General features: G+C 38.3%; 27 protein-coding genes. 25 read left to right on the top strand and 2 right to left on the bottom strand.

Annotated elements, in window-relative coordinates; genetic code table 11:
- Positions 1 to 5: 5 nt before the first annotated feature.
- The 7 genes from prfA (at position 6) to ILT06_RS22350 (ending at position 5,694) form a co-directional block, all read left to right on the top strand.
- Complete coding sequence (gene prfA, locus ILT06_RS22320) at positions 6 to 1,073, top strand: peptide chain release factor 1 (RefSeq protein WP_002096180.1); 1,068 nt, start codon at positions 6 to 8, stop codon at positions 1,071 to 1,073.
- Complete coding sequence (gene prmC / locus ILT06_RS22325; protein ID WP_064476100.1) at positions 1,073 to 1,924, top strand: peptide chain release factor N(5)-glutamine methyltransferase; 852 nt, start codon at positions 1,073 to 1,075, stop codon at positions 1,922 to 1,924. The genes prfA and prmC overlap by 1 nt, the downstream gene beginning before the upstream one ends.
- 112 nt (positions 1,925 to 2,036) lie before the next feature.
- Positions 2,037 to 2,900 carry a stage II sporulation protein R gene (spoIIR, locus tag ILT06_RS22330; protein ID WP_064476324.1) on the top strand — a complete coding sequence of 288 codons (864 nt, stop codon included), beginning with the start codon at positions 2,037 to 2,039 and terminating at the stop codon, positions 2,898 to 2,900.
- A 49-nt stretch (positions 2,901 to 2,949) separates the two neighbouring features.
- The gene (locus ILT06_RS22335) at positions 2,950 to 3,408 is read left to right on the top strand and encodes a GNAT family N-acetyltransferase (RefSeq protein WP_000758431.1); all 459 of its coding nucleotides are present in this window, start codon (positions 2,950 to 2,952) and stop codon (positions 3,406 to 3,408) included.
- 108 nt (positions 3,409 to 3,516) lie between these two features.
- Complete coding sequence (locus ILT06_RS22340; protein ID WP_064476101.1) at positions 3,517 to 4,560, top strand: L-threonylcarbamoyladenylate synthase; 1,044 nt, start codon at positions 3,517 to 3,519, stop codon at positions 4,558 to 4,560.
- Positions 4,561 to 4,634: 74 nt separating this feature from the next.
- Positions 4,635 to 5,183, top strand: a complete 549-nt coding sequence (locus ILT06_RS22345) for a manganese efflux pump MntP (protein ID WP_098111044.1) — start codon at positions 4,635 to 4,637, stop codon at positions 5,181 to 5,183.
- 232 nt (positions 5,184 to 5,415) lie between these two features.
- Positions 5,416 to 5,694, top strand: coding sequence for a DUF3935 domain-containing protein (locus tag ILT06_RS22350; RefSeq protein ID WP_002034899.1), 279 nt, complete (start codon positions 5,416 to 5,418; stop codon positions 5,692 to 5,694).
- Between the two features lie 190 nt (positions 5,695 to 5,884).
- Here the strand turns inward: ILT06_RS22350 and ILT06_RS22355 are convergent, their stop codons facing one another.
- Together ILT06_RS22355 and ILT06_RS22360 are read right to left on the bottom strand one after the other, a co-directional pair.
- A complete protein-coding gene (locus ILT06_RS22355; protein WP_073517195.1) occupies positions 5,885 to 6,496 on the bottom strand; it encodes a flavin reductase family protein in 612 nt (203 codons plus the stop codon).
- Positions 6,497 to 6,655: 159 nt separating this feature from the next.
- Positions 6,656 to 7,042, bottom strand: coding sequence for a DoxX family protein (locus ILT06_RS22360; protein WP_064476105.1), 387 nt, complete (start codon positions 7,040 to 7,042; stop codon positions 6,656 to 6,658).
- 386 nt (positions 7,043 to 7,428) lie between these two features.
- Here ILT06_RS22360 and ILT06_RS22365 point away from each other — a divergent pair, with 386 nt between their 5' ends.
- From ILT06_RS22365 to ILT06_RS22450, 18 genes are all read left to right on the top strand, one after another.
- Positions 7,429 to 7,926, top strand: coding sequence for a PTS sugar transporter subunit IIA (locus tag ILT06_RS22365; RefSeq protein ID WP_000473649.1), 498 nt, complete (start codon positions 7,429 to 7,431; stop codon positions 7,924 to 7,926).
- A 247-nt stretch (positions 7,927 to 8,173) separates the two neighbouring features.
- On the top strand, positions 8,174 to 8,614 hold the full coding sequence (locus ILT06_RS22370; protein WP_064476106.1) for a low molecular weight protein arginine phosphatase: 441 nt from the start codon (positions 8,174 to 8,176) through the stop codon (positions 8,612 to 8,614).
- A 96-nt stretch (positions 8,615 to 8,710) separates the two neighbouring features.
- Positions 8,711 to 9,154, top strand: a complete 444-nt coding sequence (gene rpiB / locus ILT06_RS22375; protein ID WP_000869917.1) for a ribose 5-phosphate isomerase B — start codon at positions 8,711 to 8,713, stop codon at positions 9,152 to 9,154.
- Positions 9,155 to 9,175: 21 nt separating this feature from the next.
- Positions 9,176 to 9,793, top strand: a complete 618-nt coding sequence (locus tag ILT06_RS22380; RefSeq protein ID WP_098101704.1) for a TIGR01440 family protein — start codon at positions 9,176 to 9,178, stop codon at positions 9,791 to 9,793.
- 253 nt (positions 9,794 to 10,046) lie between these two features.
- A complete protein-coding gene (glyA, locus tag ILT06_RS22385; RefSeq protein ID WP_064476109.1) occupies positions 10,047 to 11,288 on the top strand; it encodes a serine hydroxymethyltransferase in 1,242 nt (413 codons plus the stop codon).
- Between the two features lie 271 nt (positions 11,289 to 11,559).
- Positions 11,560 to 12,189, top strand: coding sequence for a uracil phosphoribosyltransferase (gene upp / locus ILT06_RS22390; RefSeq protein WP_000517539.1), 630 nt, complete (start codon positions 11,560 to 11,562; stop codon positions 12,187 to 12,189).
- A 371-nt stretch (positions 12,190 to 12,560) separates the two neighbouring features.
- On the top strand, positions 12,561 to 12,674 hold the full coding sequence (locus ILT06_RS22395; RefSeq protein ID WP_075309829.1) for a DUF4024 domain-containing protein: 114 nt from the start codon (positions 12,561 to 12,563) through the stop codon (positions 12,672 to 12,674).
- A 26-nt stretch (positions 12,675 to 12,700) separates the two neighbouring features.
- Entirely contained in the window at positions 12,701 to 12,925 is a 225-nt protein-coding gene (locus tag ILT06_RS22400; protein ID WP_001171220.1) for an AtpZ/AtpI family protein, read from the top strand.
- Positions 12,925 to 13,317 carry an ATP synthase subunit I gene (locus ILT06_RS22405; protein ID WP_000567600.1) on the top strand — a complete coding sequence of 131 codons (393 nt, stop codon included), beginning with the start codon at positions 12,925 to 12,927 and terminating at the stop codon, positions 13,315 to 13,317. The genes ILT06_RS22400 and ILT06_RS22405 overlap by 1 nt, the downstream gene beginning before the upstream one ends.
- Positions 13,318 to 13,324: 7 nt before the next feature.
- Complete coding sequence (gene atpB / locus ILT06_RS22410; protein ID WP_000399874.1) at positions 13,325 to 14,044, top strand: F0F1 ATP synthase subunit A; 720 nt, start codon at positions 13,325 to 13,327, stop codon at positions 14,042 to 14,044.
- A 56-nt stretch (positions 14,045 to 14,100) separates the two neighbouring features.
- Positions 14,101 to 14,319: a F0F1 ATP synthase subunit C gene (gene atpE / locus ILT06_RS22415; RefSeq protein ID WP_000052064.1), complete on the top strand. Its 219-nt coding sequence runs from the start codon at positions 14,101 to 14,103 to the stop codon at positions 14,317 to 14,319.
- Between the two features lie 129 nt (positions 14,320 to 14,448).
- The gene (atpF, locus tag ILT06_RS22420; protein ID WP_001142625.1) at positions 14,449 to 14,955 is read left to right on the top strand and encodes a F0F1 ATP synthase subunit B; all 507 of its coding nucleotides are present in this window, start codon (positions 14,449 to 14,451) and stop codon (positions 14,953 to 14,955) included.
- On the top strand, positions 14,952 to 15,494 hold the full coding sequence (gene atpH, locus ILT06_RS22425; protein WP_046960138.1) for a F0F1 ATP synthase subunit delta: 543 nt from the start codon (positions 14,952 to 14,954) through the stop codon (positions 15,492 to 15,494). Before atpF ends, atpH begins: the two co-directional genes overlap by 4 nt.
- An 11-nt stretch (positions 15,495 to 15,505) precedes the next feature.
- The gene (gene atpA, locus ILT06_RS22430) at positions 15,506 to 17,014 is read left to right on the top strand and encodes a F0F1 ATP synthase subunit alpha (protein ID WP_000027511.1); all 1,509 of its coding nucleotides are present in this window, start codon (positions 15,506 to 15,508) and stop codon (positions 17,012 to 17,014) included.
- Between the two features lie 291 nt (positions 17,015 to 17,305).
- Entirely contained in the window at positions 17,306 to 18,166 is an 861-nt protein-coding gene (gene atpG / locus ILT06_RS22435; RefSeq protein WP_000157696.1) for a F0F1 ATP synthase subunit gamma, read from the top strand.
- Positions 18,167 to 18,406: 240 nt separating this feature from the next.
- Complete coding sequence (gene atpD, locus ILT06_RS22440) at positions 18,407 to 19,816, top strand: F0F1 ATP synthase subunit beta (protein WP_002113041.1); 1,410 nt, start codon at positions 18,407 to 18,409, stop codon at positions 19,814 to 19,816.
- A gap of 20 nt (positions 19,817 to 19,836) precedes the next feature.
- Positions 19,837 to 20,238 carry a F0F1 ATP synthase subunit epsilon gene (gene atpC / locus ILT06_RS22445; RefSeq protein WP_000847214.1) on the top strand — a complete coding sequence of 134 codons (402 nt, stop codon included), beginning with the start codon at positions 19,837 to 19,839 and terminating at the stop codon, positions 20,236 to 20,238.
- Positions 20,239 to 20,367: 129 nt separating this feature from the next.
- The gene (locus ILT06_RS22450; RefSeq protein ID WP_088047736.1) at positions 20,368 to 21,150 is read left to right on the top strand and encodes a DUF975 family protein; all 783 of its coding nucleotides are present in this window, start codon (positions 20,368 to 20,370) and stop codon (positions 21,148 to 21,150) included.
- Positions 21,151 to 21,171: the final 21 nt, after the last annotated feature.

The raw sequence follows: 21,171 nt of genomic DNA on the forward strand, positions 1-21,171 counted from the left end.
ATGGTGTGTTAGATCGTTTGCAAGCTGTAGAAGATCGTTATGAGAAGTTAAATGAATTGTTAAGTGACCCAGAGGTTATTAGCGATACGAATAAGCTTCGTGAGTATTCAAAGGAACAATCTGATATGCAGGAAACGGTAGAGGTGTACCGTGAGTATAAAGATGTTCGTGAGCAATTAAGAGATGCAAAAGCAATGTTAGAAGATAAGTTAGACGCTGATATGCGTGACATGGTAAAAGAAGAGGTTTCTGAATTAGAAGGACAAGATAAAGAATTGTCAGAGCGTCTGAAAATTTTACTTGTTCCAAAAGACCCTAATGATGATAAAAACGTTATCGTAGAGGTTCGTGGTGCTGCTGGTGGTGACGAGGCGGCTTTATTTGCTGGTGATTTATATCGTATGTATAGCCGTTATGCTGAGGTACAAGGTTGGAAAACTGAAATTATCGAAGCGAGCTATACAGAGTTAGGTGGATATAAAGAGATTATCTTTATGATTAACGGTAAAGGTGCTTTCGCGAAGCTAAAATTCGAGAATGGTGCTCACCGTGTACAACGTGTTCCTGAAACGGAATCTGGTGGACGTATTCATACATCTACAGCAACTGTAGCTGTATTACCAGAGGCAGAAGAAGTAGAAATTAGTATTCATGAAAAAGATGTTCGTGTTGATACGTTTGCTTCTAGTGGTCCTGGTGGACAAAGTGTTAATACAACGATGTCAGCGGTACGTTTAACGCATTTACCGACTGGTGTAGTTGTATCGTGTCAGGATGAGAAATCACAAATCAAGAATAAAGAAAAAGCGATGAAAGTATTACGCGCACGTGTTTATGATAAGTTTAGACAAGAAGCGCAAGCTGAGTATGATCAAAACCGTAAACAAGCTGTTGGTACGGGTGATCGTTCAGAGCGTATTCGTACGTATAATTTCCCGCAAAACCGTGTTACAGACCATCGAATCGGTTTAACGATTCAAAAGCTAGATCAAATCTTACAAGGTAAGTTAGATGATTTCATCAATGCCTTAGTGATGGAAGATCAGGCTCAAAAGATGGAGGCAGCTGAGTAATGCGTGTCTATGAAGCCCTGAAATGGGCTTCTTCTTTTTTACAGGAAAATGGACGAGATGAAAATGCGGGAGAAATTGTCCTTTGTCATGTATTAAAGACGAACAGAACCGGAATGCTCATGAATATGCGTGAAGAAATAACTGTGGAACAAGAAACAAGTTTTACGGAGTTTATTCACAAGCATGTAGAAGGTATTCCTATTCAATATATGATTGGTTATGAAATGTTTTATGGACGGTCGTTCTTTGTGAATGAAGAAGTATTAATACCAAGACCGGAAACAGAAGAGCTTATAGTAGGAGTGTTAGAAAGAATCGAGCGTCATTTCGGTGATGAGAAACTGCATGTGGCGGATATCGGTACAGGTAGTGGAGCGATTTCTATTACGCTTGCTTTAGAAAATAAAAATCTTCATGTGTATACGGTAGATATTGCACAAGAGTCGATTGAAGTTGCAAAAGAAAATGCAAAAACTTTGGGCGCAGAAGTAACGTTCTATCATGGTGATTTATTGTCACCATTTTATAAAACAAGTCAAAAGTTAGATGTTGTTGTTTCAAACCCTCCATATATACCGGAAGAGGATTGGCGTGGCCTTTCTCCTGTGGTGAAAGAGCATGAGCCAAAGAGAGCACTTGTTGGTGGTGAAGACGGATTAGATTTCTATCGCCGTTTTATGGAAGAGTTGCCGAATGTGTTGCAGAAGAAAGCAATTGTGGCATTTGAAATTGGAGTAGGGCAAGGTGAGGATGTAAAAGGGTTGTTACAACAAGCTTTTCCACATGCTCATGTTGAGGTTGTTTTTGATATTAATGGAAAAGATCGTATGGTATTTGCAGAGATGGAGTAAGGTTCACACCTTACTCTATTTTTTTGTGGAAAAATTCATATAGATTTTGAATTTAATAGTTTAGAAAGATGAAAGTCTGTCCACACTGTTTGTAGAAGGGACGGTGGAGGAAATGAAAAAACAAGTTATTGCTTATCTTCTTCTATTATTAATTGGTGCACAGTTACTTGTGCAGTTTGGATATATGAAAGCTGATGCAAAAGGGCCTTCAGTTATTCCGAAAGAGGCCGTTCGATTACGAATTTTAGCAAATAGTGATTCAGATAAAGATCAGGTGTTAAAGCGCAAAGTGCGTGATGAAGTAAAAGCACAAATTGATGGATGGGTAGCGGATTTAACTTCATTTGAAGAGGCGCGTAAAGTCATTCAAAGTCATATTCCAGAAATCGAAAAAACAGTGGCAAATACGTTGAAAAAAGAAGGAAGTAAAGATTCATTTCAAGTGAAATTTAGTAAGAATGTAAAGTTTCCTACAAAGGTATATGGGAATTTTATTTATCCAGCAGGGGAATATGAGGCGGTATTGATTACAATTGGGGAAGGGGAAGGGGCAAACTGGTGGTGTGTATTATTTCCACCGATGTGTTTCTTAGATTTTTCAAGTGGTACAGCTGTAAGGAAGGAAGAACATGTTGTGAAGGCTGAATCTCCTGAAGAGGGGGAAGTTAAGGAGCAAGATGAGGAAGTGGTGGATGTACCAGAGAAGAAAGAGGGTAAAGTGAAAGAAACGAAAGTTGTAAAGCAGGAAGCTGTAAAAAAAGTAACAGCTTCTGAAAAGAAAGTAGTAAAAAATGAAACAAAAGTAGAAGAACAACCTGTAAGTAAAGAGGAAACAAAAACTGTGGACAAAGTGGAGAAACCTGTGGAACAAAAGCAAGAAAAACAAAATGAGTATGTAAAAGTAGAGGAGGAAGAAGAAAAGCCAGAAGTTAAGTTATTTATTGTAGAGGCTTTTACATCTTTATTCTCTAAATAGTACTATTAGTAAATCCCTTCTCATATATAAAAAAGAGGAGGGATTTACTATGAAGAAAGTATATTTTGCGACGAAAGCAGATGTGGAAAGATTGCATTCTTTTTTCGGACAAGCTAATAAAAAAGATGATAAAATAAATGAGTTGTACGCGCAATTTATGATTTTGGAAGAGGCGGAAGAGATACGGGCTGTTATCGGATATGAACAAAGTGAAGAACATGCACTGATTCGTTCTTGTTTATTCACACCTAATGTGGATAAACAGACTTTCTTATATTTTTTTGAAATGTTTTTGCAGTATATGAAAGAAAAAAATATTCGACAATTGTACTTACTAACAAATCATCCACAATCTATAACAATCTTTCAGTTTTTTGACTTTGTTACTATAGAGAAAGAAAACGTACCAGAGGGAATTCGACAGTTAGAACACTTTTGTAAAAATATAAAAGAGCCAAATGCAATAATACTAAATTGTCAGCTATTCACAAAGTTATCCACGGATTAATTAGGTTTATCCACATTTTGTGGATAAACCTTGTTTGTCTTTTGGATAAATCTCATAGTAAACTAAAAATAGACAAGTATTTCAGGGTAGAAAAGGACGTGGGAAAAAATGCATACAAATATGTGGGTTGTGGATAATGTTGTGGAAAGAAAAAAATATTATCCACAGTTAGAAGAAGCAGCAAAATTATTAAGGGAAAACGAGGCGATTGCCTTCCCTACAGAAACGGTATATGGACTAGGCGCCAACGCGATGAATGATGAAGCAATCGCGAAAATTTTTGAAGCGAAAGGAAGACCGAGTGATAATCCACTGATTGTCCACATCGGTACAAAATCACAGTTGGACGGGATTGTGAAAGAAATCCCGCCAGTTGCAGAGAAGTTAATGGAGCACTTTTGGCCAGGTCCGTTAACAATTATTTTACCTAGAAAAGAAGGAATTTCAGAGAAGGTGACGGCAGGACTTAATACGGTTGGAGTAAGAATGCCTGATCATCCAGTAGCGCTTGCTCTTATTGAAGAGGCGAATGTACCTGTTGCAGCACCGAGTGCGAATCGTTCTGGTCGTCCAAGTCCGACGTTAGCGTCTCACGTATATGAAGATTTAAATGAGAAAATCGCAGGTATTGTAGATGGTGGTGCGACGGGAGTAGGTGTTGAATCGACTGTAATTGATTGTACGAGCGCTGTTCCAACGATATTACGCCCAGGTGGGATTACGAAAGAACAATTAGAAGAGGTGATTGGTACTGTTTCTTTAGATCCGGCTTTAAAGGACGAGAAAGAAAAACCGAAATCACCTGGAATGAAATATACACATTATGCACCGAAAGCGCCACTGAGTATTGTAGAAGGTTCACGTGAATTTATTCAACGCCTTGTGGATGAGAAGAAAGAAGAAGGGTTCAAAGTAGGTGTATTAACGACAGAAGAGTATCAGCATGTATATAGCGCGGATGTTGTATTGTCTTGTGGTGTTCGAAGTGATTTAGCTAGCGTTGCGACTAAATTATATGATGTACTTAGAACGTTTGATGCAAGTGAAGTGGATGTTATTTTTAGTGAATCATTCCCGAATGAAGGAATAGGGAATGCCATTATGAATCGCTTAACGAAAGCGGCAGGACATCAGGTTATTACGGAATCATAAGGTACGATTAGCAAACCGAATATTTCTCCTCGGATAAGCATATTTTGAAGTAGCACGTCCGAGGAGGGACATGAATGACGTTTGAACAGCTAATACCTTTAATAATTATGGCATTCGCCCTAGGGATGGATGCGTTCTCGGTGAGCCTTGGTATGGGAATGATGACCTTAAAGGGAAGACAGATCCTGTATATCGGTATGACGATAGGGATATTTCATATTATCATGCCATTTATAGGGATGGTATTAGGTCGCTTTTTATCAGAGCAGTATGGAGACATTGCACATTTTGCAGGTGCTATTTTATTAATTGGACTAGGATTCTATATTGTATATTCATCTGTTTTGGAGAATGAAGAGACTAGAACGGCCCCTATCGGAATTAGTTTATTCGTATTTGCATTTGGCGTTAGTATAGATAGTTTTTCAGTAGGTCTTAGTCTTGGAATTTACGGAGCAGAGACAATTATTACGATATTATTGTTCGGACTAATAAGTATGTTACTGGCTTGGATGGGTTTATTGCTTGGTAGCCATGCCAAAAATATACTTGGCACATACGGTGAAATAGTAGGTGGTATTATTCTTGTTGGGTTTGGATTGTATCTCCTTTTTCCTATATAATTTTATGTAGGAGGGAATTATGAACAAGCTATTGGAATGGTATGTTAAGCTTTTAACCTTCTTTCCTCGATGGCTAAGAAGACTTATAATATTGGGTGTTATTTTGCAAATTTCGATGTTAGGTTGGATTAAGTTAATTCGTGAATGGTGAGATAGTTCCTTTCTGTGCATAGTTTCGTTTGTACTATATTGATCACACTAAAAAATTACAAATATAGAAAGGATGAGATGAATGACGAGATTAAAGCAAGTTTTTGGTATTATTATTAGTTTTTTTGTTTTTTGGTTCAGTATGCTCGGTGTACAAATGTTTGCTGAGTTTTTAGATATTGAGTCATTGAAGTTTGTTGCAGGAAAATCAGAGGCGGCGCGTACTTTTTATTCTCCGTATCCGTTTTTAATTGTTTTCCTTATTACGTTACTTTCCTTATATTTCTTTGTAATAAAGCTTGGTAGATCTAAAAAAGAGAAATTCCCGGCATTAGAGGAGAAGAACGAAGAATTACGATAAAAAATCCCCCGCTTTCAGCGGGGGGTTATGTTTAGGTGATGGAAGTGAACGGGCCTCTTGCGCTTTTAGGGGATATATCCAGTTCCAGCGGTTAGAATGGTCGGTGGCTTCGCGCCTTCCTGCGAGGCAAAAAGCGCCTCTACGTCAGGAGCTCCATCCCCTTCTCATTCTGAACGAGCCGCCTCTGCCTTTAAATTGGCCTCACCAATTCAAATTGTTCTCCTAGTTTTGCGTAGTTGTGTCCTGCTAGGCGGCTTACTGGTTTTAGTCCTTCTGCATGAATGCGTCCGTTTTCGTATAGGTGTTCTGCGACGTGGAAACGAACGACGCGTCCGATTAGTAGATCGCAAGCTGGTGAGTCTTCTGTTCCGCCAAGAGGGATTGCGCGTTCTAGTACGCACTCCATTCGAATATTGGCTTCTTTTACACCTGGAACGGAGATAACATCACTTTCAATTGGTGTTAGTTTTGCTAGTTCAATTTCGCTCTCATTTGGCGGGAGGTTAGCCGCTGTTTCGTTAATTGCTTCTACGTAAGATTCATCAGAAATATGTACGACAAACTCACCCTTTTCGATTGCGTTTCGAGAAGTATCTTTCGGTGTTCCTGCTTTTCGTTGTACAGAAACTGAGATAAGTGGTGGATTAGCAGCGACAATATTGAAATAGCTATACGGTGCTCCGTTTAATACGCCATCTTTTGTTACAGAAGTAACGAATGCGACAGGGCGTGGAATGATACTTCCCGTTAATAATTTGTAATTCTCTTTTTCCGTTTGTTCATTTGGATTAATGGATAACATGCGTAAAATCCCCTTTCTAAATATGACGACTTATTGTTTGTTTACAAGATGTTAGTGGAAAACTCCTGCTGAAAATAATATTTTTATTACATAAAAAGAACTTACTTCATTGTGATTGAAGTAAGTTCCGTCTAAATAATCTCGAATTCAAGGTAAAAATTATAATAAAACGTATGCCCCAGGTCCGATTAAAGCTACTCCGACAGCGACAGCGATTAACATTAAATTATACTCAAATCCGTTTTGTGTGATCCAGTAACCATTTTTTCCGTGAACAGTGAAGATTGCCATTAACATTGTTCCAACGATAAATAATGAACCAATTGCAGTGAATATACCTGATGCGAATAAGAAACCACCTAATAATTCAGTTGCGCCAGCCATAAATGCCATGAATACACCAGGGCGTAAGCCAATTGACTCCATCCAGCCGCCAGTTCCCTTTAAACCGTAGCCGCCGAACCAACCAAATAGTTTTTGAGCACCATGACCCATGAATGTAATACCTATAATAAGACGAATAATAAGAAGACCAATATCCATCATTTTAAAAACCTCCTAAAAGTTATTAACTTACCTTATGTAAGTAATAATAAAATAGTTACTTACTTTATTCAAGTGGATTTCGAAAAAAGTTTGAAAATAATTTTACAAATTAGCGACAAAAAGAAAAATGTAGTAAAGACCTCTAGACAAGTTGGGTAAAAAAAGAGAAAATATAAGTAGAAGTTAACTTCTTATTGTTATTCAGACAATCAGAATTGACTGGAATTTTGCAAAGAGCTACAATAAGAGTCTATTAGTAATGACGTAATTTATTTCGAAAGCGTTTTTACAGTATAATATTCGAAGTATGAAGTCTTACATGTATCCCGGGTTTTACTAGGGATTGCCCTATAAACTTTTAGGTAAATTATGAGGAGGACTATCCTATGTTTAAAAAATTATTCGGTTTTGGTTCAAAAACAAATGAAGAAACAATCGTAGCTCCATTAACTGGAGCAGTGAAAAATATTGAAGAAGTACCAGATCCAGTATTCGCTGGTCGTATGATGGGTGAAGGTGTTGCAATCGATCCTACTGAAGGTGTAGTTGTATCTCCAGTTGATGGTGAAATCGTACAGTTATTCCACACAAAACATGCTGTAGGAATTAAAGCGAAAAACGGTACAGAAATTTTAATCCACGTTGGATTAGAAACTGTAAAAATGGAAGGCGAAGGTTTCGAAGCTCACGTTTCTGAAGGCCAAGCTGTAAAAGCTGGAGATAAATTAATCTCATTCGACTTAGAATTAATCCGTGAAAAAGCGAAAAGTACAATTACTCCAATCGTTATTACAAACACAGATGCAGCTGAGTCTATTAAAACAACTGTAGGCGTAACAGCTACAAAAGGTTCAACAGAAGTAATGAAAGTTACAATGAAATAATTATTGTATAAGAGGAGTCCGTTTCATATGAAATGGATTCCTTATTTTGTTTTGTAGTACGCTTGCTATGTATGTTAAAATACTCTAGGCACTTGGAAATAGGGTTTCACATATATGTGGATAAGGCGCATTTTTCTTAGAAAAAATATAAGAGAAATGCGCCTTTCGTATATTCACATTTCTTTTGTTCTATTCTTATGTACGTTATGATGAAAGATAGGAAAAAGAAGAAAAGGGGTGGGTTTGGATGAAACGAGTGTTATTTATTTGCACTGGAAATACATGCCGTAGCCCGATGGCTGAGGCGTTACTTCGTCATCATGGAGAAGGTAATTTTGAAGTGCAATCTGCTGGTGTTTTCGCCTATCCTGGAAGTGATGCGTCGATATATGCAAAGGAAGCTTTAGCTGAAAAGGGAATTACAATCGATCATGCTTCGCAGCAGATAAATGAAGCTTTGATTGATTGGGCAGATATTGTAGTAACAATGACGGAAAACCATAAGCAAATTGTACTTGGGCATTATCCGAGTGTTGAAAAGAAAGTGGATACATTATATGGAGTAACTGAGGGGATAAGTAAGGATATTTCAGACCCATTTGGCGGGTCACTTTCTATTTATAAAGAAACGTTAGAAGAGATGGAAAAACTTGTACAAACTTTACTGAAAAAACATTCAGAAGGTTGATGTTTCGTGTATAATACGATATTGGAGATCACTTCGTTCCGTTAAGGTAACGAGTGAGAAATGAAGATAATTGATTGAAACTTTGGAGGGGTAAAAATGAAAGTAGTAGTAGCATCTGATCACGGCGGTATGAATATCCGTAAAGAACTTGTAAGTTTATTAGAAGAGTTAAATATTGAATATATTGATTTAGGTTGTGAATGTGAAGCTGGTTCTGTTGATTACCCTGATTTTGCGTTTCCAGCAGCGGAAATGGTAGCGAATGGCGAAGTAGATCGTGGTATTTTAGTTTGTGGGACAGGCATCGGTATGTCAATTGCAGCAAACAAAGTAAATGGTATTCGTTGTGCATTAGTTCATGATACTTTCAGTGCGAAAGCAACGAGAGAGCATAATGATACGAACATGTTAGCAATGGGCGAGCGTGTAATTGGTGCAGGTCTAGCACGTGACATCGCAAAAATTTGGTTAACAACTGACTATGAAGGTGGTCGTCATGAAAACCGCGTAGGAAAAATTAAAACATACGAAACAAAGTAATAGATTCTAACTAGAAGTAGTATGAAATATAATTTGGTGAACCAACCTGTGAAAGGAAGAGGCGTAATGACAGAAATCGTAAAGGTAAGAGAACAGTTACAAATTTCGCTTTCTGATTTCCAAGAACAAGCTTCATTACAAAGTGGTCAAATTTTTGTAGTGGGATGTAGCACGAGCGAAGTGCTAGGAGAAAGAATTGGGACATCAGGAACGATGGAAGTAGCAGAGGCGATTTTTTCTGAGTTAAAACAATTTCAAGAGCAAACAGGTATTGAGTTGGCGTTTCAATGTTGTGAGCATTTAAACCGTGCTTTAGTAGTTGAGAGAGAGTTAGCGATGAAATATCAATTTGAAATTGTAACAGTTACGCCTGTTAGATCAGCAGGTGGTGCATTAGCAACATATGCGTATCACAATTTGAAAGATCCGGTAGTAATTGAGTTTATTAAAGCAGATGCAGGAATGGATATTGGTGATACATTTATCGGTATGCATTTAAAGCATGTAGCTGTTCCGGTTCGTACAGGTGTGAAGGAAATTGGAAGTGCGCATGTAACGATGGCAACAACACGTGGAAAACTAATTGGTGGAGCACGTGCTGTTTATGCGGCGAAGGAAGAGACTATCACTTGCCGTTAGACATAAAAAATTATAAAGTCGCATAATGGCTTTATATCGAAAGATAAAAGGTATGTAGTCTGACTTTATAATAGAAGAAAGAAAAGACCGATTTTCGGTCTTTTTTTTCTTTTATGATATAGAAAGTCATGTTAGAATGTAGTTGAAAACATGAAGGTTCGAAAGAATTACAACCTGAATTTTCGTTTTTTCTGAATAAATGAGAAAAAACTATTGGGAATCGATGTAATTCGTTCAGAAAAGGGGGATTTTGGTGAATCATTTAAAACGTCAAGATGAAAAGGTATTTGCTGCAATTGAGGCAGAACTAGGAAGACAGCGTTCAAAGATTGAGTTAATTGCTTCGGAAAACTTCGTAAGTGAAGCAGTAATGGAGGCGCAAGGTTCTGTTTTAACGAATAAGTATGCTGAGGGATATCCTGGAAAACGTTACTATGGTGGCTGTGAGCACGTAGACGTAGTGGAAGATATCGCACGTGATCGCGCGAAAGAAATCTTTGGTGCAGAGCATGTAAATGTTCAACCACATTCTGGTGCACAAGCGAACATGGCAGTATACTTTACGATTTTAGAGCAAGGCGATACAGTACTTGGTATGAATTTATCTCATGGTGGTCACTTAACACACGGAAGCCCTGTTAACTTCAGTGGAGTACAATATAATTTCGTAGAATATGGCGTGGATGCTGAATCTCACCGTATTAATTACGATGATGTATTAGCAAAAGCGAAAGAACATAAACCAAAATTAATCGTTGCAGGTGCAAGTGCATATCCTCGTGTTATCGATTTCAAACGATTCCGTGAGATTGCAGATGAAGTGGGTGCATACTTTATGGTTGATATGGCACATATCGCTGGTTTAGTAGCTGCTGGTTTACATCCAAACCCAGTACCACACGCACATTTCGTTACAACGACAACACATAAAACATTACGTGGTCCACGTGGTGGTATGATTTTATGTGAAGAGCAATTTGCAAAACAAATTGATAAATCAATCTTCCCTGGTATTCAAGGTGGTCCACTTATGCACGTAATCGCTGCAAAAGCTGTTGCATTTGGTGAGACACTACAAGATGAGTTTAAAACATATGCACAAAATATCATTAATAATGCGAACCGCTTAGCTGAAGGTCTTCAAAAAGAAGGACTTACACTTGTTTCTGGTGGAACAGACAATCATTTAATCCTGATCGATGTTCGTAACTTAGAAATCACAGGTAAAGTAGCAGAGCACGTATTAGATGAAGTTGGTATTACAGTGAACAAAAATACAATTCCATTTGAAACAGCAAGCCCATTTGTAACAAGCGGTGTACGTATCGGTACGGCAGCTGTAACATCTCGTGGTTTCGGTTTAGAAGACATGGATGAAATTGCGTCACTTATTGCTTATACATTAAAAAATCATGAAAATGAAGCTGCATTAGAAGAAGCAAGTAAGCGTGTAGAAGCGTTAACGAGCAAATTCCCAATGTACACAGACCTATAATAGATGAAAGAAGGCTGCTGAGACGTAATTGTTTTGGCAGTTTTTTTTTGGACATATATTGTTCTTTAAGTATGTATACAAATGATGAATAAATTTTGGCGATATAATGAAGGATACAGCTCCCATAATTGGTAAAGATACTAGATAGATTCATCGTAAAATCATGATTTTGCCAAATTTGCCCTTGAATATTAGTAGCGTTTTCTTTACAATCGTAAATAGTGTAAAAAAGCGTGCAAACGCATGAATATCATCTAAAGGAGAGATTCACATGGGAAAACTGTATGTATTTGATCACCCGTTAATTCAACATAAGATTACATATATTCGCGATAAGAATACAGGCACGAAAGATTTTCGTGAATTAGTGGACGAAGTAGCAAGTTTAATGGCTTTCGAAATTACTCGCGATCTTCCACTTAAAGACATTGAGATTGAAACACCTGTAAGCAAAGCGACAACAAAAGTGATCGCTGGTAAAAAGCTTGGTTTAATTCCGATTTTACGTGCAGGTTTAGGAATGGTTGATGGAATTCTGAAATTAATTCCAGCAGCAAAAGTAGGGCACGTTGGTTTATACCGCGACCCTAAAACATTGCAACCGGTAGAATACTATGTGAAACTTCCAACGGATGTAGAAGAGCGTGACTTCATCGTACTAGATCCGATGCTAGCAACAGGTGGTTCTGCAGCTGAAGCAATTAACTCTCTGAAAAAGCGCGGTGCAAAACAAATTAAATTAATGTGTATCGTTGCAGCTCCAGAAGGAGTAAAAGTAGTACAAGAAGAACATCCTGATGTTGATATTTATGTAGCAGCATTAGATGAGAAATTAAATGACCACGGATATGTAGTACCAGGTCTTGGTGATGCTGGTGACCGTTTATTCGGAACGAAGTAAGACAACTGACGAGAGGGGGTTCCCTCTCGTTTTTTTGTACCTTGATGAGGTAGGGGAGGGGGGATAAATATACATAGTATATACAACATAAGTTGCATACACATCACATATAATATAGAAGTCTTACGTCTAAAGAGCACTATATTATGGAAGGAAAGCGTTATATCTTAAAAATATAATAGTGACAAACTTGTGAACATTTCCTTCTATTATAAAGAGAAAACTGTTAGAAATTGCATATCTCTAACCAGTATTTAGAAGGGGAACGTTTTCATTTTTGGGAGGAAATGACTAATACTCAAATTTTTTGATTTTTTACGATTTCTCGTTGACACTGTTAATACCCTATTGTATGCTAACAACGGGGATAGATGGTAGGGCTTTCAGTGACAAAAATACATCTATTCCGTGACGAAAATGTAAACTTTTTATTTTGTATAGGATTTATGCAAAAAAATGAGTTATTATTAATACATCGTGAATGAGGGTTACATATTGGAGGGATGAATCCTTGCAAAAAAACGATCGCAGCCATATAAAAGCTTATGCTTTAATGTCAGGTATTCTTGCTCAGTTAGTCGGTTCTATTCTTATTGGAATCTTTGGTGGGCAGTGGATTGATAGTAAGGTTGGAACGTTTCCATTGTTTCTTATTATAGGGTTATTACTCGGATTAGGAACAGGGATATACGCAATGATTCGACTCATTCGACATTACTATTCGGGAGAGCAATGATGATAGACGTACATGGACTTGTCCAAAGACAAAAGAAATATATGTACTACTTGCTTGCGCTTCTAGTGCTAGGATGGGGATTCACCTCTTACAAGGATGTATTTCTTGGGCTGATTATCGGAACGATTTTCAGTTTTCTTAGTTTGCGCATCATTGCACGTAGAACAGACAAGCTGTTGGATCGCGTAACAAATGGAGAAAACGTAAAATTTAAGGCGACAGCAGTAAGTACATATTCGAGATTCGCCACGATTGGATTATTAATTTTATTTGCAGCCAAATATCAAGAGTTAATTGCGATGTGGGGCCTAGGTGTAGGATTGCTGACAGGATACCTTGTCATGATCATAGATTTTCTTTATTTAGAGTATAAGAGCAGGGAAGAGAGGTGAATTACTAGTGGAACACGGTAAATTAGTTGAATTTCTAGGTTTAACGTTCGATTTGTCATCAGTTATGATGGTTACTGTAGCAGCAGTTATTGTTTTCTTAATCGCTGTTATTGGAACTCGCAGTTTAGCCCTTCGCCCAACCGGGATGCAAAACTTCATGGAATGGGTGTTTGACTTCGTGAAAGGGATTATCAATAGTACGATGGACTGGAAAACAGGTGGACGTTTCTTAACGCTTGGCGTTACGCTTATCATGTTTATCATCGTATCGAACTTCCTTGGTTTACCATTCATGTATTCAACAGTTGAGGCTGGCGAACATATTGCATGGTGGAGATCACCAACGTCTGATCCAGCAGTTGCATTAACATTAGCCGTGATGGTAGTTACCCTCACCCATTATTATGGAATTAAGATGAAGGGTACGAAAGAATACGTAAAAGGTTATTTCCAACCTATGAAATTCTTATTCCCATTAAAGGTTATTGAGGAGTTTGCTAACACATTAACGTTAGGTCTTCGTTTATTCGGTAACATTTATGCAGGTGAGATCTTATTAGGATTACTTGCTAAGTTAGGCGGGGCATCGTTCCTCGGAGCATTAGGTGCGCTTGTACCAATGTTAGCATGGATGGGATTCAGTGTATTCGTTGGATCAATCCAGTCATTTATTTTCGTTATGTTAACGATGGTTTATATGGCTCATAAAGTAAGCCATGACCATTAATATAATTTAAGTAAGAAAAAAATTATTTTTTTATAATACAAAGGAGGACAAATTAAATGAGTTTAGGTGTAATCGCAGCTGCAATTGCAATTGGTTTATCAGCATTAGGTGCAGGTATTGGTAACGGTCTTATCGTATCACGTACAATCGAAGGTGTTGCTCGTCAACCAGAATTAAAAGGCGCGCTTCAAACAATTATGTTCATCGGGGTTGCTTTAGTTGAGGCACTTCCAATCATCGGTGTAGTTATTGCATTCATCGTAATGAACAAATAAGGGAGACTCCCCTTACATAGATGGCGAAGAGTGTTTTTCCGAACTTTCTTCGCCATTGCTTTATGAACGAAACGTATGTCTTTTTTTTTCATATGATCAATTTAGATATTTTGAAGGGAGTGAATCCTTGTGCCAACTTTATTATTAGGGGCTTCCATTCCATTTGGAACGATTGCTTATACATTGTTCATTTTCTTACTTCTATTAGTAATGCTACGCAAATTTGCGTGGGGTCCTTTAATGGGAATTATGAAAGAACGTGAAGAGCATGTTACTAATGAAATCGACGCTGCAGAAAGAAGTAACGCTGAAGCGAAGAAATTAGTAGAAGAACAACGTGAAATGTTAAAACAATCGCGTGTTGAAGCACAAGAGTTAATCGAAAGAGCGAAAAAACAAGCTGTAGATCAAAAAGATGTTATTGTTGCTGCTGCGAAAGAAGAAGCAGAATCAATTAAAGCATCTGCTGTACAAGAAATTCAACGCGAAAAAGAGCAAGCGATTGCTGCTTTACAAGAACAAGTCGCTTCTTTATCTGTTCAAATTGCTTCTAAAGTAATTGAAAAAGAATTAAAAGAAGAAGATCAAGTTAAGTTAATTCGCGATTATATTAAAGAAGTAGGAGAAGCGCGATGAGCAATGGGATTGTAGCAAAACGTTATGCTGTCGCTCTTTTTAAAATTGCAAAAGAAAAACACGTATTAGAAATGTTTGAAGAGGAATTACGCCTTGTACAAAACGTTTATGTAAAGAACGAAGAACTACATAGCTTTTTAACGCAACCGAACATTTCAAAGGAACAAAAGAAAACGTTTCTTGCAAACGTATTCGGATCTGTTTCTGAATCTATTTTAAATACGTTATATATTTTAATTGATAACAAACGCATTGATATCTTACCTGAAATTGCAGATGAATATGTTGTTCTTGCTAATGAAGAACGTAACGTAGCCGACGCAACTGTATATTCTACTCGTCTTCTATCAGAAGAAGAGAAGCTTAACATTGCAGAAGCATTTGCAAAGAGAACGGGAAAAGATGCAATTCGCGTAAAAAATGTTGTAGATGAAGATTTACTAGGCGGCATTAAAGTACGTATTGGAAATCGCATTTACGACGGAAGCTTACAAGGAAAATTAGCACGTATTCAGCGTGAATTAATGAAGAATAGATAGGGGTGAAGCACATGAGCATCAGAGCTGAAGAAATTAGCGCACTGATAAAGCAACAAATCGAGAACTATCAGTCTGAAATCGAAGTTAGTGATGTTGGTACAGTTATCCAAGTTGGTGACGGTATTGCGCGTGCTCATGGTCTTGATAACGTTATGGCTGGTGAACTTGTAGAGTTCTCTAACGGCGTTATGGGACTAGCACAAAACTTAGAGGAAAACAACGTAGGTATCATTATTTTAGGACCTTACACAGAAATTCGTGAAGGTGACGAAGTTCGTCGTACTGGTCGCATCATGCAAGTACCAGTAGGAAAAGAACTAATCGGTCGTGTTGTAAACCCATTAGGTCAACCAGTTGATGGTTTAGGCCCAATCAATACAACAAACACTCGTCCAATTGAAAGTCCAGCACCAGGTGTAATGGATCGTAAATCTGTTCATGAGCCACTTCAAACAGGTATTAAAGCGATCGATGCTCTTGTACCAATTGGCCGTGGTCAACGTGAGTTAATCATTGGTGACCGTCAAACAGGTAAAACAGCAGTTGCGCTTGATACAATCATTAACCAAAAAGATGAAGATATGATTTGTATCTATGTAGCTATCGGACAAAAAGAATCAACTGTACGTAACGTAGTAGAAACACTACGTAAGCACGGTGCATTAGATTACACAATCGTTGTAACTGCATCAGCTTCTCAACCAGCTCCATTATTATACTTAGCTGCTTATGCTGGTGTAACAATGGGTGAAGAGTTCATGTACAATGGTAAACACGTATTAGTAGTATATGATGACTTATCAAAACAAGCAGCGGCTTACCGCGAGCTTTCATTACTATTACGTCGTCCTCCAGGTCGTGAAGCATATCCAGGGGATGTGTTCTACTTACATTCTCGCTTATTAGAGCGTGCAGCAAAATTAAGTGATGCAAGAGGCGGCGGTTCTTTAACTGCACTACCTTTCATCGAAACACAAGCAGGGGACGTATCAGCTTACATCCCAACAAACGTAATTTCTATTACGGATGGACAAATCTTCTTACAATCTGACCTATTCTTCTCTGGCGTACGTCCAGCGATCGATGCGGGTACTTCTGTATCTCGTGTAGGTGGATCTGCTCAGATTAAAGCAATGAGTAAAGTATCAGGTACACTTCGTCTTGACCTTGCATCTTACCGTGAGTTAGAAGCGTTCGCTCAGTTCGGTTCTGACCTTGATAAAGCAACTCAAGCGAAACTAAACCGTGGTGCTCGTACTGTTGAGGTATTAAAACAAGGATTACACAAACCATTACGTGTAGAGAAACAAGTTATCATTCTTTACGCTTTAACACGTGGATTCCTAGATGATATCCCAGTAGTAGATATCACTCGTTTCGAAGAAGAATTCCATGCTTGGTTAGATTCTAATGCGACTGACTTATTAGAAGAAATCCGCACAACTAAGAAACTTGCGGATGACGACAAATTTGCAGCAGCTATTAATGGATTTAAAAAAGTATTCGTAGCTTCTGAATAATAAAAGCGGAAGTGGCTCGTCCTGAATGTGAGGGGGATGGAGCTTCTGACGAAGAGGCGGTCTTTGCCTCGTAGGAAGAAGTGAAGCCACCGAACATTCAAGCCGCTGGAGCTAGATAATAATATATAAAAGGCATCTCAAGTTTTGAGATTGCTGACGGTTATGTAAAGGAAAAGAGTAGGTGCACCTATTCTTTTCCTTCAATCATGAGCAAGAATATCTTGCAACGTAGATTAGGAAGAGAATTCTTACTAATCGTGCCAACTTCCGGAAAAAAGGTGGTGAAAACCTGTGGCATCTTTACGCGATATAAAAGCGAAGATTAACTCGACAAAGAAAACGAGTCAAATTACGAAGGCGATGGAGATGGTATCTGCATCTAAGTTAAACCGTGCAGAGCAAAATGCTAAATCTTTCGTTCCGTATATGGAAAAGATTCAAGAAGTAGTAGCGAGCATTGCGCAAGGAAGTAAAGGAATTAATCATCCGATGCTAAATGCGCGTCCTGTAAAGCGTACAGGGTACATCGTTATTACATCTGATCGCGGACTAGCAGGTGGTTATAACAGTAACGTATTACGTACAGTAAGTAACGTAATTCGTGAACGTCATAATATGGATTCAAACCAATATTCAATTATTGTGCTTGGCCGACTAGGACGTGATTATTTAAAACGTCGCGGCTTTAACATCATTGATGAAGTAGTTGGACTATCTGACCACCCATCATTTACTGATATTAAAGATCTTGCTTCTCGAGCAATTGCGATGTTTGCAGATGGTGCTTATGATGAGCTGTATATTTACTACAACCATTACGTAAGTAAAATTTCACAAGAAGTAACGGAAAATAAAATTTTACCGCTTACTGATGTGGCGTCTGACAAACCGACGACAGCTTATGAATTCGAACCTTCTGAAGAAGAAATTTTAAAAGTACTATTGCCACAATACGCAGAAAGCTTAGTGTACGGTGCATTACTAGACGGTAAAGCAAGTGAACACGCAGCGCGTATGACAGCAATGAAGAGTGCTACAGACAACGCAATGGAAGTTATCGATTCACTTACACTTTCATTCAACCGTGCGCGTCAGGCAGCGATTACGCAAGAAATTACGGAAATCGTTGGTGGAGCAGCAGCGTTAGAGTAGTATTAAAAAGTGGAAGCGGCTCGTCCAGAACAAGAGGGCATTGGAGCTCCTGACGAAGAGGCGTAGTTTGCCTCGCAGGAAGGCACGAAATGACCGAATGTTCTAGTCGCTGGAACTAGATTCTATAAAAGCGTAGGCGGCTCTTTCAAAAGAGTCGCGTAAGCTATAAACCAATAAAAAATGAAAAGCTAACTGCTCGTAGCAAGTTGGCTAATTAAAAGAAAGCTAGGAGGGAACCCGATGAATAAAGGGCGCGTTACGCAAATCATGGGTCCGGTTGTAGACGTTAAGTTTGATGGCGGAAAGCTACCAGAAATCTACAACGCCCTTACGGTAAAACAAAGCAACGAAAACGGAGCAAGCATTAACTTAACATTTGAAGTTGCACTTCATTTAGGTGATGATACAGTTCGTACAGTTGCAATGTCTTCCACAGACGGACTTGTTCGTGGTACAGAAGTAGAAGATACTGGTAAAGCAATCTCTGTACCAGTTGGAGATGCAACACTTGGTCGCGTATTTAACGTATTAGGTGATGCAATTGACTTAGATGGTGAGGTTCCTGCCGATGTACGTCGTGATCCAATTCACCGTCAAGCACCTGCATTCGAAGAATTATCTACTAAAGTAGAAATTCTTGAAACTGGTATTAAAGTAGTAGACTTACTTGCTCCTTACATTAAGGGTGGTAAAATCGGTCTATTCGGTGGTGCCGGTGTAGGTAAAACGGTATTAATTCAGGAATTAATTAACAACATCGCACAAGAACACGGTGGTATCTCTGTATTCGCTGGTGTAGGTGAGCGTACTCGTGAGGGTAATGACTTATACCACGAAATGAGCGATTCTGGCGTAATTAAGAAAACTGCGATGGTATTCGGACAAATGAATGAGCCACCTGGAGCACGTCAACGTGTTGCATTAACCGGTTTAACAATGGCTGAGCATTTCCGTGATGAGCAAGGACAAGACGTACTTCTGTTCATCGATAACATCTTCCGTTTCACGCAAGCAGGTTCTGAAGTATCTGCCCTTCTTGGTCGTATGCCATCTGCGGTAGGTTACCAACCAACACTTGCAACAGAAATGGGTCAATTACAAGAGCGTATTACATCTACAAATAAAGGATCTATCACGTCTATCCAAGCGGTATATGTACCAGCCGATGACTATACGGATCCAGCACCAGCTACAACGTTCGCTCACTTAGATGCAACAACAAACTTAGAGCGTCGTTTAACACAAATGGGTATTTACCCAGCCGTAGATCCATTAGCATCTACATCTCGTGCACTTTCTCCAGAAATCGTAGGAGAAGAGCATTATGAAGTAGCTCGTCAAGTACAGCAAACTTTACAGCGTTATAAAGAGCTTCAAGATATCATCGCTATCTTAGGTATGGATGAGTTATCTGAAGAAGATAAGTTAGTTGTACATCGTGCTCGTCGTATTCAATTCTTCTTATCTCAAAACTTCCACGTAGCTGAGCAGTTTACAGGTCAAAAAGGTTCTTACGTACCTGTAAAAAATACAGTTAGCGGATTTAAAGAAATTCTAGAAGGAAAATATGATGACCTTCCAGAAGATGCATTCCGTCTTGTAGGTAGTATTGAAGAAGTTATTGAAAACGCGAAGAAAATGATGGCGTAAGGCCTTAGGAGGGACGAATTATGAAGACATTTCCAGTCAGTATTGTAACTCCTGATGGACCGGTTTACGAAAAAGAAGTAGAAATGGTAAGCGTAAAAGCAGAGAGTGGGGAAATGGGGATCTTACCAGGTCACATTCCAACTGTTGCACCATTAAAAATTAGTGCAGTTCGTCTGAAAAATGGTGGACACACTGATTATGTAGCAGTAAGCGGTGGCTTTATCGAAGTTCGTCCGGATAAAGTAACTGTATTATCATCATCTGCTGAAGAAGCAAACCATATCGATATCCATCGTGCAAATGAAGCGAAGCGTCGCGCTGAACAACGTATGCAAGATAAACAAGCACATGTTGACTTTAAACGTGCAGAAATGGCATTACAACGTGCCGTGAACCGTTTAAACGTTTCTGATATGAAATAAAAAATCCGTAAAGGCTTTGCCTTTACGGATTTTTTATGGAGTTTATGGATAATTTTACAAAAATGGTATAATTATATTGATGCTTGTATAAGTAGAGAATGTACAACAATTTATAAAGGGGATGAATAAATGATCGGTGAAATGAAACGAGAAGCGTTGCACTCTTTAAAGGGAAAATGGGGACTAGGTGTTGGATCAACGATTTTATATTTTATTTTAAGTTATGTTGTTTCAATGGCTGCAATGCTTATACTTTTAATTCCAGGAGTTATTATATTTTTACTATTTGCTGGTTTCACAGGTTCACTTGAAGAGGAAACAATATCAATTGGAGCAGGTATTACATTTGGTATTTTTTATTGCATCATAATAATTTTGAGTAACGCATCGTATGGGATTACATCATACGGTTATACAAATGTGTTTTTACAGATTAGTAAACGAGAAAGTGCTAAAGTAGATCACTTATTCGAAGGATTTCGGGGCTTTAAAAGAATGATGAAAACAATGTGGGCAATGCTTGCGATTTTGTTATATACAGGTACATGGATCCCGATGTTGCTAGTAGCCTTATTTGTATTTTTTGGTGAAGAAGGAAATACGTCTTTTGCTATTGCTTTCTTTGTACTATTAGCTATTTCAATTGTTGGTATGATTGTGATGTACTTTTCTTATGCGATGACGTACTATGTTATGGTTGAAAATCCAGAGTATAGTGTGTCACAGGCAATGAAAGAAAGTAAGCGTCTTATGAAGGGGCACAAATTAGATTTATTTTTGTTGTGGCTGAGTTTTATAGGTTGGGCAATTTTAGCGATTCTTACACTCGGAATAGGATTTCTTTGGCTTAGCCCGTATATGAGTACAACGACAGCGCATTTTTATCGCTATCTTTCAAAAGCTGAATTGTAGTAGGAACATGCTATACTAATA

The organism is Bacillus sp. 17RED48 (assembly GCF_019837545.1).
Classification (GTDB): Bacteria; Bacillota; Bacilli; order Bacillales; family Bacillaceae_G; genus Bacillus_A; species Bacillus_A wiedmannii.